Here is a 12,153-nt window from a genome sequence, read left to right as displayed (position 1 = left end):
TCCACGGGTGAAATGTGCGCCGGACGGGTAAGACTATGACTCATGAGACCCGTACGCACCGCCGCCCGTACGCTGCTGAGCGCGATTTTTGTCGTCGGCGGCGCCCGTGCCCTCACCGATCCCGAAGCGCACGTGGAGCGGGCGAAGCGGGTGACCGACGTGGTCGGTCCCGCGCTGAACCGGGTGCATCCCGGGCTCCCGACCGACGCCGCGACGCTGATCCGGCTCAACGGGGCTGCCCAGGTCGTCGGTGGCGTCATGCTGGCCACCGGTCACCTGACCCGGCCGGCCGCCGCCGTGTTGGCCGGCACGCTGGTGCCGACGACCCTCGCCGGGCACTCCTTCTGGACCGTCCAGGATCCGGTGGAACGTCGCGGGCACCAGGTCCACTTCCTGAAGAACCTCGGCCTGCTCGGCGGGCTGCTGCTCGCGATCGCCGACAACCAGGGGCAGCCCGGGCTGCGCTGGCGGGCCGGTCACGCGGTCGGGACCGGTCGGCGTACCGTCCGTCGGGCGGTGCGGACCGCGCGCCGGGACGCCCGGATCGCGGTACGGTCCGCAGCGGCGGCCCGCCGGCTGCCCGGATAACGCCCCGGCGATCGGCACGATTGCCTGGTCCGACCCCGGTCCACGCCGGACATATGCTAGTTTCGCCTCACTGAGCGGCTGTGAATAACCTGAACCGCACGCCCTGCGTTAACGCGGTGGAAATGTCGCGAACCAGTGTGGGATCGGACACGGTCGCATAACGCAGGAGGCATCTGAGTGACCCACCGTTCTAGGCTCCCTGGAGGACCTGGGCGGAACACCGACATCGGTACGGGGGTGGCCACGCCATGCCGGCGACCGTCGCGAGACGGCTGAGCCGCCTCGCCCCAGTCCGTCGCTTTGTTCGTGGGATCGACCGTCGAACAGTCGTACGGGTCGGCATCGTCGCCGCCGTCTGCTACGCGTCGTGGCTTGCCATAGCCACATTCGGGCGGCCGTACAACTTCTTCGACATGAAGATCTACCACGGCGCGGTGGTCTGGTGGGCGGGCGGGCACGACCTCTATGAGTTCATCGCGCCCAGAACCACCCTCGGCTTCACCTACCCGCCCTTCGCGGGCCTGGTCATGCTGCCGATGGCGGCCATTCCACTCGGTCTCGCCGGCTGGCTCAACGGCATCGCCAGCGTCGCCGCGCTCACCGTCGTCCTCGCCGCGCTGCTCAAGCCGATCACCGACCGGCTGGGCTGGTCGCTCTGGTTCACCCTGGGCATCGCGGTACCGGCCGCGGTCGCCATCGAACCGGCCCGGGAAACCCTCGGGTACGGCCAGGTCAACCTGCTGCTCTTCGGCCTCATCATGGCCGACCTGGTGGCGTTGCGCTGGCGTGCCCGCCGCGGCTCCCGGGTCAGGCCGACCGACGGGCCGCTGCGGCGGCTCTTCTTCAGCGGCGCCTGGGCCGGAGTCGGCATCGGCCTGGCCACGTCGATCAAACTCACTCCGGCGCTGTTCATCGTCTACCTGATGCTGACCCGCCAGTGGCGGGCCGCGATGACCGCGATCGGCGCCGCCGTCACCGTCACCATCGGCACCTTCGCGGTCACCAGCCGCGAGTCGACCGCCTACTTCACCTCGGTGCTGTGGCAGACCGAACGGGTCGGGGCGGCGGACATGACACCGAACCAGTCGCTGGCCGGTCTCCTCGCCCGGCTCTACGACTCGATCGACACCCCGACCCTGCTCTGGTTCTCGTTCGCGATGCTGCTGCTCGCGCTCGGGCTCTCCCGGGCCTCGCACTCACACGCCGACGGCGACGAACTGACCGCGTTCACCCTGGTCGGGCTCACCACCAACGCGATCAGCCCGATCTCCTGGTCACACCACCTCGTCTGGGTGATCCCGGCGATCCTGGTACTCGCCGACGCCGCCAGCCGGCGCCGCTCCGCGAGTCGCCCGCCGGCACACCGGACCGCGCTCGGTCCGGTCGGCTCGGGACCGGTCGGCCTCGGCGGGCTCCGGGCACCGATCTGGTTCCCGACCCTGGTCGGGCTCAGACACGGCATCGCCGCGGTCGGCCTCTACCTGCTCTTCCTGATCTCGCCGATCTGGCCGTACGAGCACCAGTTGCCCGAGGTCTCGCACTACCAGGACGGCTTCTTCGGGGTCCTGATGGAGAACTCGCTCGCGTTGGCGATCATCGTGCTGCTCGCCGCGCTGCCGTGGCGCCCGGGTGCGGAGCCGGCGTTCTACACCGAGCCGAGCCGGTTCGAGCGTCGACTCGCCAGCCGTTCGGCACACTGAGGGGTCCCGCCCGACCGAGACGTTCGGGGCGGCGGGACTCCGGCAGGGCCAGACCGGACAGCCGGCTAGGCGACGAAGATGCAGAACGGGTGACCGGCGGGGTCGGCGTACACCCGGAGCGGCTCGTCCGGATCGTCGAGGCGTTCGAGCCGCAGCCGACCACCGAGGCGTAGCACCCGCCCGTGCTGCCGCTGCAGTTCCTCGACAGAGTCGACGGTGAGGTCCAGGTGCATCTGCTTCGGCACCCCGTCCTCCGGCCAGGTCGTTTCCGGCAGGTGCGTGACCTGCTGAAACGCGAGCTGACGGGCGCCGTCGGGGCTCCTGAGCACCAGCCAGTCACGGCCACGCTCGTCGTCACGCCCGGCCTCCGGCGGTTCGTCGCCGGGCCGGTAGACCAAGCCGAGCAGGGACCGGTAGAACTCCGCCAGTGTCCTGATGTCGGTGCCGTCGAGCACCACCTGGCACAGTTTGGGCACACTCTCGCGCTCGGTCATGTGACCACCTCCGCGCCGCCATTCTGCCCGAGGATGATCAATCCCGCCGGGTACGCGCGGCTCAGGCGCAGTTGACCCACTCCTCGGTGCCGTCGGCGAAGAGCTGCCGCTTCCAGACCGGCAGCCGGTCCTTCACCTCGTCGACGAGCTTGGCGCAGGCGGCGAACGCGGCCGCCCGGTGTGCCGTACTCACCGCCGCCACCAGGGCCACGTCGCCGATCTCCAGCGCGCCGAGCCGGTGCGACACCGCGACCGCGTAGACGTCCGGGTCGGCGGCGATCTCCTCGGCGACCTCCCGCAGCACGGCCGCGGCACTCGGGTGGCCCTCGTACTCCAGCCGGGTCACCGACCGGCCGTGGTCGTGGTCGCGGACGACCCCCTGGAACGAGACCACCGCCCCGGCCCCGGCGTCGGTGACCAGCGCCTCGTGGAAGGCGAGGTCAAGCGGCTCGACGCCGACCGTGGTGTGCACCCGGGTCGGCGCCTCCGGCTCGACGGTCGGCCCAATCTCGACGCTCATCTGTCTCCCCCCTGGAACCGCTCGCCCGGCAGCAGCGGTAGTGGTACGAGCGGGACCTGGTCACCCGGTCGTCCCTCGGTGCCGGGAACGATGACCGCAAAACCGTCCGCCTGGGCGAGCCCGCGCAGCATCGCCGAGCCGACGTGCCGTACCGGGTGCGCGGTGTTGCGGACCGGGTCGACCCGGACCAGCGCCAGGTGGGTGTGGTCGCCCCGCCCGGCGACCGGCTCGGCGAGCGTCACCCGCGGCAGCTCCGGCATCGGCCGGCCACGCAGCCCGGCGAGCAGCGGCGCGACCAGTGACACGGTCGCGACGATCGCCGACTGCGGGTTGCCGGGCAGTCCGGCGACGAACCGGGTACGCCCGTCGGCGCCGACCACCCGGGCCAGCAGCATCGGGAAACCGGGCCGGACGGCGACGGTGTTGACCACGTACTGGGCGCCGAGCGCGGCGAGTGTCGGGTGCAGGTGGTCGACCGGACCGTTCATGGTGCCGCCGGTGGTGCAGACCAGGTCGGCGGTCTGCAACGCCTGACGCAGCGCGGCGACGTGTGCGTCGAGGGTGTCCGCCACCGGACCGACCACGTCGGCGGGGGTACTGACGCAGCCGTACCGGCGCAGCCAGGCCGGGACGGACGGGCCGAGCGAGTCACGGACCCGACCGGCGCCGGGAGATCCGGCGGTGAGCAGCTCGTCACCGAAGACGATCACGGCGGCTCGGGGGGCGCGGCGGACCCGCACGGTGTCGTAGCCGCAGGAGGCGGCGAGCCCGATCACTCCCGGGTCGACGGCGGTGCCGGCCGGGAGCAGTTCCTCACCGGCGTACGCCTCCTCGCCCGGGTCCCGCCACTCCGGGGTGTCCCGCAGGGTGCCGGTGACCAGCCCGTCGACGGTCCGGCTCGACTCCTCCACCCGGAGCACACCGGTGGTGCCGTCCGGCAGCATCGCGCCGGTGGCGATCTCGGCGGTCGTACCGTCTTCGGTGAGCGGGGGCGGGGTGCCGCCGGCGAGGACCCGGCCGACGACCCGCCACGGTCTGGCGCCGCGCACCGCCCAGCCGTCCACACTGGAGGTCGGGAAGGCGGGCAGGTCGGTGAGGGTGGTCAACGGGTCGGCCAGGGTCTGACCGTCCGCCTCGGCCAGCGGCAACTCGACCGGCTCCGGTGCGGCGGCCCGACCGGCCGCGTACGCCCGGGAGCGGGCCTCGGCCCAGTCGAGGGTGCCCGGATCGGCGGTGGCCGACGCGGTCCCGACAGCCCCGGCACTGCCGGCGCCTTCGCTGCCGGCGGCTTCGCTGTCGACGGCAGAGCGGGCGCTCATCGCTTCCTCACGTTCACCGTCCGAGCCTATCGCCGGGATCCGACGGTCGGCGGATGAGTCAGATCAATCCGCTGGCGGTCGGGCGATTCGATCCGCTGGCGGTCCGGCGCTTGTTCGTCGCTGGCCCGGACATGGCCGGGTTCAGTCCGTCCGGGGGTGGTCGCCGCCACGGAGCTGGTCGACGGCGTGCCCGAGGATCGGGCCCAGTACCGCGAGCCCGTCGCGCGCCCCGCCGGTCGAGCCGGGCAGGTTCACCACCAGGGTCCGGCCGATCACTCCGGCCACCCCCCGGGAGAGTACGGCCGTCGGAACCTTGTCCCGGCTGTGTGCCCGGATCGCCTCGGCGATGCCGGGGATCTCGTAGTCGAGCAGGGCCCGGGTGACGTCCGGGGTCCGGTCGGTCGGGTTGATGCCGGTGCCACCGCTGGTCACCACCACGTCGACGCCGTCGGCGGCAGCTTGGCGCAGCTGTTCGCCGACCGGGTCGCCGTCCGGCACCACGATCGGCGCGTCGACCTGGCAGCCGAGTTCGGTCAGCCCGGCGACCAGCAGCGGGCCGCTGGTGTCGGCGTAGATCCCAGCAGCGGCCCGGTTGGAGGCCACCACGACCCGGACCCGGATCACGGCCGGTCCGCCGGTCGGGTCCAGTCTCCGGTCTTGCCGCCTTCCTTGCGCAGCACGCGTACCCCCTCGATCGAGGCCGCCGGGTCGACGGCCTTCACCATGTCGATCAGCGCGAGCCCGGCGGTGGCGACCGCGGTCAACGCCTCCATCTCGACCCCGGTCCGGTCCGCGGTCCGGACCGTCGCGGTGATCTCGACGGTGTCGGTGCCGGGTTCGAGATCGACGGTCACGCCGTGCAGCGCGATCGGGTGGCAGAGCGGGATCAGGTCCGGGGTGCGTTTGGCGCCCATGATGCCGGCAAGCCGACCGACGGCGAGCGCGTCGCCCTTCGGCAGGCCGTCGCGGCGCAGCAGCTCGATGACCTCGACGGTGGTACGCAGCCGACCGGCGGCGACCGCCCGCCGGACCGATACCGTCTTGCCGGAGACGTCGACCATCCGGGCCGCCCCGGCGGCGTCGACGTGGGTGAGGTGCGCGGATTCGGTCACGTCCGCGAGCCTACCGACCGGGCGCTCAGCCCTGGAACTTCTGGATCTGGTACGCGATCGCGGCCTGAGCGTTGCCCGCCGGGATGATCAGCACCGAGGAGTTCGTCGCCGGGTCCGGCAGCGTCAACTCGACAATGCCGGTGGTGACCGTCGGCGTGCAGGTCGGCAACTCGGTCACTTCCGATCGCTCGCCGAGCGAAAAGTGCGCGTAGATGGTGCCAGCACCCACGCAGTACACGACAAGGCGATAGTTGCCGGCTTCCCAGCGGTCCTGCCCCTCGTCGCGGATAACCATGGTCATCAGCTCCGAGTCTTGGAGGGTAACCGTGGGCCGCGCAGCGGTAGAAACCACCGTGTGCTCAGTTCTGGCGTTGGCCCGGTCAGCTTCCCTCAGATAGTGCGGCATCTGGTCGGAGATGGTCGTGGAGGCGCCGGCGATCGTGGTGGGACCCGAAGGCTCCGCATCGGGGCCCTCTCCATCGCCGGTGCACCCTGTTACGCCGAGGAGGGCGATGACGAGCACAACTCCGATCACCCGTATCCAGCTCCCTGACGGACCAGCAGTTGCTTGGTCGCGGCTGTTCGGTCGAGGGTGCGCCGCAGGTTCGCCGCGTAGGTGCGGGTGTTCGCGACCGCCGAGGGCGGCGGCCGCTCCGGCCACACCTCGTCCACCAACTCTTCGACGCTGACGAGCCGGCCGGGCCGTACCGCCAGCATGGCCAGCACGACCTGCTGCTTGGGCGTGCCGAGCGGCAGGGACACACCATCCACGAGGAGCTCCATCGCTCCAAAGAGCCGAATCTCGATCATGGATCGCCCTCGTCATACGAAAAGGACACGCGTCATGCGACCCAGCAGTCTGTCGGTCACGGTCGACTCAAATCGACAGGCGTCATTTCTTGTCAAGGTTGCCGCAGACCGGATTCGTGGCCGTTGACCTGCCCCCCAAAAAGATCACCTTTCAGCCCAACCCGACCACACGCAGGGTGAGCTCATCAACACGAGACGAGTTCTGGCAGGTCATCCGATGCGGACCGACATTCGTTACAGCGACACTCTCGTCAGTCAAGTGCAGTACATCACATCAGCACAGACCCCAAGCGAGTCCACCCGGGTTTTCCGGTGCAATGCCACCAGGACGCGGAAGAGATCTTCCGCTGCGGCCTGCGACGGGGTATCCAGATGAAGCCGGACAACGCCCCCCACCGCCAACGCTTTCGATCACCGCTCTGAGTTCTCATATATGGACAGAGCGTAGCGAATCGGCCACTACTTAGCTAATAGTGAGCATACCGACATTTATTGTGGCTAACCCGGCCTTTAGTGCCTAGGCTCGAGTCATCAATCGAACGCATCAGGCATTCGGGGACCATTCCACATTTTCGGGCCTCGAGCATGGATGGCCGGAGGGAGTAAAGGCATGCGCACCAACGAGTGGTACTGAGGGCGATGCAACCATCACGTCAAGGCGGTTTGGTTGCTACCGTTACTGAGCCATGAGGTTTCGGTAACACAGAGGAACCAGCGTGAGTCGAACACAGCGAAGCGACAACGGGACTGATCAGCGGCTAGTGCCGCTCATCGGTCTCGTCGCTGTTTGTGCCGGCATAGTGGCGATCTTGTCGATACTGGACTTTTCCGCCGATGCGCCGACGTCGGTGGCCCAGTTGGCCACCGTGACAGCGCTCGTCTCCATGATCACAATCAGCGCCACAGTCAAAGCCCCAATCCGAATCGGCTCCACAACACAGGCAATCACATGGAACGAGACCGCCATCGTCATCGGGGTTGCCGTCGCGCCCACCTCATGGATGGTGTTATGCACTGGTCTCGGCTTGATCATCGTGGTCCGCCTACTGCGTCTGCCATTGATCAAGGCTGTCTTCACCATCAGCAAGAACATGCTTCTGGCCGCAGCGGCAGGAACCACACTGACACTCCTCGGCTGGGCTTGGCCGCCCACCGAGCTCCATCACATGGTCGTCTCGCTCCCCGCCGCCTATGTCGTTCTGGTGCTGCTCGATGAGGCCATCGCCATTCCGGTGATCGCGATCGCGAGCCGGACGCGGATACTGCGGCAGTTCACCACGAACTGGGATCTCCGACTTGTCGGCTACGCTGTGCGCTTCGCTGTCACTGTCCTCACCCTGGTGCTTCTCCGAGCCGAGACATGGCTACTCGTGGCGGTGCCGCCGCTGGCGTTGAGCCTGCACCTGGCGTACTCGACGCGGGTCAGGGCACGAGCCGAACGGCAGGCCTGGCAGCGACTGGCGCACACCACCGACGCACTCAACGTGGTCGACCTGGACGCCGTACTGCACACCGCCGTGGCGCAGGCCGCCAACCTCTTCTCCGCCGACGAGGTCGAGGTGGAACTCGAGGACGTCGGACGCACGGTACGGGGCAACAGCGAGACCGTCACGTACGACGGCTCTCCCGACGAGGCCTCCACGGTCAGCGGCACCGTCATCCCGATCGAACTCAAGGGGTACGACAACACCGCGATCGGTCTGCTGCGGCTGCGCTTCCACGGGCCGGTGAAACTGTCCGAGCGGGAGCAGTACACCCTGCGTACCTTCGGCTCCGCGCTCTGTACGGCGGTCCGCAACGCCACCGCGTACGCCGAACTGAACCGGGTCGCGGAGGAACACGCGCACGCCGCCCGGCACGACGCGCTCACCGGGCTGGCCAACCGCCGGCACCTGCTCGACCGGGGTGCCGAACAGCTCGGCCGACGCCGTACCGAGGGCGTGACAGCCCTCCTGCTGATCGACCTCAACCACTTCAAAGAGGTCAACGACACCCTCGGCCACGCCGCCGGTGACCGGGTGCTGACCCGGGTCGCCGAACGGCTCCGTGCCGCCGTGCACGCCGACGACCTGGTCGCCCGGCTCGGCGGCGACGAGTTCGCCGTACTCTTCCACGCGCTGCCCGCCCCGGCGGTCGCCGCGCACCGGGCGGAGACCCTGCTCGGCGCGTTGCACGAGCCGATCGACCTGGACGGGATGCGGATCAGCGTCGAGGCCAGCGGCGGCATCGCGATCGCGCCGAACAGCGGCGGCATGACCGAACTGCTGCGCCGTGCCGACGTGGCGATGTACCAGGCCAAGCGGGCCGGCCGGCGGATCGCCACCTACGCCCCGACCCGGGACACCGCCGACCTCGGCCGGCTGGCGCTCGGCGGCGACCTGCCCCGGGCCGTCGCCGAGCAGGAGTTCACGGTCAACTTCCAGCCGATCGTCGACCTCGGCAGCGGCGAGGTGGTCGCCGCCGAGGCGTTGGCCCGCTGGCGGCATCCGGCCCGGGGCACCATCGACCCGCTGCGCTTCCTCGAGACGGTGGAACGCTCCGGCCTGCTGCCGGCGTTCGCCGAAGCGGTGCTCGACCAGTCGCTGCTCGCCGTCCGTACCTGGCGGGAGGCCGGCTTCGACCTGCCGGTCGCGGTCAACGTCTCACCACGCAGCCTGCTCGACGCCCGGTTCCCGGGTTCGGTCCTCGCCCGGCTGCGCGCCCACGACCTGCCGCCGGACCGGCTCGTCCTCGAACTCACCGAGACCCTGACCCTCAGCCAATTAGAGGTCGTCGACCAGGTGCTCGGCCAACTCCGGGACGCCGGCATCCGGCTCGCCCTCGACGACTTCGGCACCGGCTACTCGTCGCTCTCGGTGCTGTCCCGGATCCCCGTACACGAACTGAAGATCGATCGGGGTTTTGTCACCGCGATGGAGACCTCGGCCGAGGCGACCGCGGTGATCCGCTCCACCGTCGACCTCGGCCGCAGCCTCGACCTGGTGGTGGTGGCCGAGGGGGTGGAGAGCGAGCCGCAGCGCCGGGCGCTCTGGGAACTCGGCTGCACCGCCGGTCAGGGCCATCTCTTCGCCCGGCCGATGGCAGCCGCCCGACTGCTCTCCGCGTTGCAGCAGGGCGCGGAGGGCCGCCCCGGCACCCTCGCCCCCGCCCTGCACGACAGCGGCGCTGTGGTGCGGCTGTCACCCGGCCGGCGATCGGGTCCGCGACGTCCGGAGCGTCTGCCACACTTGCCCGCGTGAGCGCTGCGGACGACAAGGCTGCGGACGACGGCCGGACCGCGTCGGCCCAGGCCCCCGACCGTACGGCCGCCGGCCGTGACCCGGTGACCCGCATCTGGCACCGGGCCGACCGGGCGGCCGGCGGGCTCGCCGCCGACCTGACGCTCTACGCGCTCTCCACCGGATTCGCGGCGGTCACCGCGGTCACCTCCACGCTGCTGCCGCACCGGGCCTGGGGCGCGGTCGCGGCGGTCGGCTACCTGGTCGCCACCGTCGCCGTCCTCGGTCAACTGCTCGCCCGGCGTCGCCGGCCGGCCAGCCGACTGGCCGGTGCCGCCGGTCGGGGCGTACTGGTCGCGCTCACCTGGGCCGGGACCGGCCTGCTGCCGCTGGTCTGGCAGGCGGTGGACCGGGCCGGTGGACGGCTGGACCGGGCGCAGGAGGAGGTGCTGGTGATCGAACACTCCGGCGCCCGACTGCTCGACCACGGCACGCCGTACCTCACCCGGGACACGATCGCCGCCCTCCCGGCCGGTGAGCAACTGCTCGGCTACACGCCGTACCAGCCGGGGATGGCGGTCTTCGGGCTGCCCCGGGCGGCCGCCGGCACCGTCTGGTGGACCGACGCGCGGATCTGGTTCGCGGTCGCCACCGCGGTCGCCCTGCTCGCCGCGATCCGCCTGCTCCGCCGGGACGCCGACAGCGGAACCGCCGGGCGGGCCGCCACCAGCGGAACCGACAGTCGTGCCGCCGGGCGTCGGGATTCCGCCCTGGTCCGGGCGGTGCAGCTCGCGACCGTACTGCCGGTCTGCGCGCTGACCCTGGCCACCGGCGGAGACGACCTGCCCGTACTCGCGCTCTGCCTGCTCGCCCTCGCCTGCACCGCCCGGGACCGTTACCTCGCCGCCGGCCTGGCGGTCGGGCTCGCCGCCGCGCTCAAGCTCTTCGCCTGGCCGGTGCTGCTGGTCCTGCTGATCCACACCATGGTCCGGAGCCGCCGGCAGGCCGACCGACCCGCCGGCTCCTGGCTCACCCGCCCCGGCCCCCGGTTCACGGTCGGCGCGGTCGGACTACCGGTGGTCACCCTCGTCCCGGCCCAACTGGTCGACTCGGCCGCCCTGGTCGAGAACGTGCTGCGGTTCCCGCTCGGACACGGACTGGTGACCAGTCCGGCCCAGTCCCCGTTCCCCGGCCACCTGATCGCCGAAGGGTTGCCCGGTGGCCGCCTCCTCGCCGCCGCCCTGCTCGTCGCGACCGGCCTGGCGATCGCCGTCCACCTGCTGCGCCGTCCGCCGCGCACCGCCGCCACCGCCGCGCTCTTCTGCGGGTACGGCCTGCTGGCCGCGATCCTGCTGATGCCCTCCACCCGCTTCGGCTACCTGCTCTACCCGGTCGCCCTCCTTGCCTGGGCACCCGCCCTCCGGCTGGCCGACCGCACCGGCCGGGCCACGGACCACCCACATCCCTCCCTGGCGGCGTCGGCCCCATGACCACACCCCGCCCCGCACAACCCGCCGGGCCGGTCCCGCCACCGGCGACCGGTGGCACCGGCGGCCGACCCCGCTGGGACGTCGTCGCGGTCGTCGCCCTCGGCGGGGCGCTCGGCGCCCTCGCCCGGTACGGGATATCCGTCGGCTGGCCGCACCCGCGACACGGCTTTCCCTGGTCGACCCTGGTCATCAACCTCGCCGGCTGTGCCCTGATCGGCGTACTGATGCAGCTGATCAGCACCCGGATCGCACCGCACCGACTGGTCCGGCCGTTCTTCGGCACGGGTGTGCTCGGCGGCTTCACCACCTTCTCGACGTACACGGTGGAGATCCGGGACCTGCTCGGGGCCGGCCGGACCGGCGTCGCCCTCGGCTACCTGTTCGGCACCGTCGCCGGGGCACTGCTCGCGGTTGCGCTCGGCGCGTGGACCGCGGAACGGTTCCGGCCGTCATGACCTGGCTGCTGGTGCTGCTCGGCGGCGCGGTCGGCGCGGTCTGCCGGTTCGGGGTCAACTGGCTGGTCGAACTCCGCTCCCGCCCCTCCCCGTGGGCTACCTTCACCGTCAACCTGGTCGGCTCGTTCCTGCTCGGCCTGCTCGCCGGGCTCGGCGCCAGCCTGCCCGGCTGGGTCGGAGTCCTGCTCGGCACCGGGTTCTGCGGCGCTCTGACCACCTGGTCCACCTTCGCCCACGAGACCGTACGGCTGGCCGGGTCCGGACCGGCCGGACGGGGCTGGGCACTGCTCAACCTGACCCTCACCCTCACCTGTGGGCTCGGCGCCGCCACCCTCGGCTGGCTCGCCGGCCATCAGCTCTGAGGACGGCCCGCCGGCAACCGTCGGCCCAGACCCTGGCCGCCTCGACCAGGCTGGTCACGTGGGACGCGTTCAGCGGCGGCAACTC

At 71.0% G+C, this 12,153-nt stretch carries 13 protein-coding genes; 6 read left to right on the top strand and 7 right to left on the bottom strand.

The features are described from left to right. Window positions 1–42: 42 nt before the first annotated feature. Both ABGB05_RS21105 and ABGB05_RS21100 read left to right on the top strand, forming a co-directional pair. Entirely contained in the window at window positions 43–588 is a 546-nt protein-coding gene (locus ABGB05_RS21105) for a DoxX family protein (protein ID WP_347655172.1), read from the top strand. 248 nt (window positions 589–836) lie between these two features. Next, window positions 837–2,288 (top strand): glycosyltransferase 87 family protein, encoded by a 1,452-nt coding sequence (locus tag ABGB05_RS21100; protein ID WP_347655171.1) that lies wholly within the window; start codon window positions 837–839, stop codon window positions 2,286–2,288. A gap of 65 nt (window positions 2,289–2,353) precedes the next feature. Here the strand turns inward: ABGB05_RS21100 and ABGB05_RS21095 are convergent, their stop codons facing one another. The 7 genes from ABGB05_RS21095 to ABGB05_RS21065 form a co-directional block, all read right to left on the bottom strand. Further along, the gene (locus ABGB05_RS21095; RefSeq protein ID WP_347655170.1) at window positions 2,354–2,782 is read right to left on the bottom strand and encodes a VOC family protein; all 429 of its coding nucleotides are present in this window, start codon (window positions 2,780–2,782) and stop codon (window positions 2,354–2,356) included. Between the two features lie 61 nt (window positions 2,783–2,843). Further along, window positions 2,844–3,302 carry a molybdenum cofactor biosynthesis protein MoaE gene (locus ABGB05_RS21090; RefSeq protein WP_347655169.1) on the bottom strand — a complete coding sequence of 153 codons (459 nt, stop codon included), beginning with the start codon at window positions 3,300–3,302 and terminating at the stop codon, window positions 2,844–2,846. Next, complete coding sequence (locus ABGB05_RS21085; protein ID WP_347655168.1) at window positions 3,299–4,621, bottom strand: molybdopterin molybdotransferase MoeA; 1,323 nt, start codon at window positions 4,619–4,621, stop codon at window positions 3,299–3,301. Before ABGB05_RS21085 ends, ABGB05_RS21090 begins: the two co-directional genes overlap by 4 nt. Window positions 4,622–4,762: 141 nt before the next feature. Further along, window positions 4,763–5,245, bottom strand: coding sequence for a MogA/MoaB family molybdenum cofactor biosynthesis protein (locus ABGB05_RS21080; protein ID WP_347655167.1), 483 nt, complete (start codon window positions 5,243–5,245; stop codon window positions 4,763–4,765). Beyond that, a complete protein-coding gene (moaC, locus tag ABGB05_RS21075; RefSeq protein WP_347655166.1) occupies window positions 5,242–5,733 on the bottom strand; it encodes a cyclic pyranopterin monophosphate synthase MoaC in 492 nt (163 codons plus the stop codon). The genes ABGB05_RS21080 and moaC overlap by 4 nt, the downstream gene beginning before the upstream one ends. A gap of 25 nt (window positions 5,734–5,758) precedes the next feature. Further along, a complete protein-coding gene (locus ABGB05_RS21070; RefSeq protein ID WP_347655165.1) occupies window positions 5,759–6,268 on the bottom strand; it encodes a hypothetical protein in 510 nt (169 codons plus the stop codon). After that, complete coding sequence (locus tag ABGB05_RS21065; RefSeq protein WP_347655164.1) at window positions 6,265–6,504, bottom strand: winged helix-turn-helix domain-containing protein; 240 nt, start codon at window positions 6,502–6,504, stop codon at window positions 6,265–6,267. The genes ABGB05_RS21070 and ABGB05_RS21065 overlap by 4 nt, the downstream gene beginning before the upstream one ends. A 755-nt stretch (window positions 6,505–7,259) precedes the next feature. Here ABGB05_RS21065 and ABGB05_RS21060 point away from each other — a divergent pair. The 4 genes from ABGB05_RS21060 to ABGB05_RS21045 all read left to right on the top strand — a co-directional run bounded on the left by ABGB05_RS21060 (window position 7,260) and on the right by ABGB05_RS21045 (window position 12,068). Further along, window positions 7,260–9,782, top strand: a complete 2,523-nt coding sequence (locus ABGB05_RS21060; RefSeq protein WP_347655163.1) for a bifunctional diguanylate cyclase/phosphodiesterase — start codon at window positions 7,260–7,262, stop codon at window positions 9,780–9,782. A gap of 83 nt (window positions 9,783–9,865) precedes the next feature. Then, the gene (locus ABGB05_RS21055) at window positions 9,866–11,251 is read left to right on the top strand and encodes a glycosyltransferase 87 family protein (protein ID WP_347655246.1); all 1,386 of its coding nucleotides are present in this window, start codon (window positions 9,866–9,868) and stop codon (window positions 11,249–11,251) included. Further along, the gene (gene crcB, locus ABGB05_RS21050; RefSeq protein ID WP_347655162.1) at window positions 11,248–11,706 is read left to right on the top strand and encodes a fluoride efflux transporter CrcB; all 459 of its coding nucleotides are present in this window, start codon (window positions 11,248–11,250) and stop codon (window positions 11,704–11,706) included. Before ABGB05_RS21055 ends, crcB begins: the two co-directional genes overlap by 4 nt. After that, window positions 11,703–12,068, top strand: a complete 366-nt coding sequence (locus ABGB05_RS21045) for a CrcB family protein (protein ID WP_347655161.1) — start codon at window positions 11,703–11,705, stop codon at window positions 12,066–12,068. Before crcB ends, ABGB05_RS21045 begins: the two co-directional genes overlap by 4 nt. Window positions 12,069–12,153: the final 85 nt, after the last annotated feature.

This window comes from Plantactinospora sp. B5E13 (genome assembly GCF_039871775.1).
Lineage (GTDB): Bacteria > Actinomycetota > Actinomycetes > Mycobacteriales > Micromonosporaceae > Plantactinospora.
Note: the sequence above shows the minus strand (reverse complement) of the source record. Positions and strands in the feature narration are given on the sequence as shown.

Bases quoted from the DNA above. Each gene is read 5' to 3' on its own strand.
- ABGB05_RS21100 (WP_347655171.1), top strand. From the start codon at position 837: ATGCCGGCGACCGTCGCGAGACGGCTGAGCCGCCTCGCCCCAGTCCGT.
- ABGB05_RS21090 (WP_347655169.1), bottom strand. From the start codon at position 3,302: ATGAGCGTCGAGATTGGGCCGACCGTCGAGCCGGAGGCGCCGACCCGG.
- crcB (WP_347655162.1), top strand. From the start codon at position 11,248: ATGACCACACCCCGCCCCGCACAACCCGCCGGGCCGGTCCCGCCACCG.
- ABGB05_RS21095 (WP_347655170.1), bottom strand. From the start codon at position 2,782: ATGACCGAGCGCGAGAGTGTGCCCAAACTGTGCCAGGTGGTGCTCGAC.
- ABGB05_RS21105 (WP_347655172.1), top strand. From the start codon at position 43: ATGAGACCCGTACGCACCGCCGCCCGTACGCTGCTGAGCGCGATTTTT.
- ABGB05_RS21045 (WP_347655161.1), top strand. From the start codon at position 11,703: ATGACCTGGCTGCTGGTGCTGCTCGGCGGCGCGGTCGGCGCGGTCTGC.
- ABGB05_RS21085 (WP_347655168.1), bottom strand. From the start codon at position 4,621: ATGAGCGCCCGCTCTGCCGTCGACAGCGAAGCCGCCGGCAGCGAAGGC.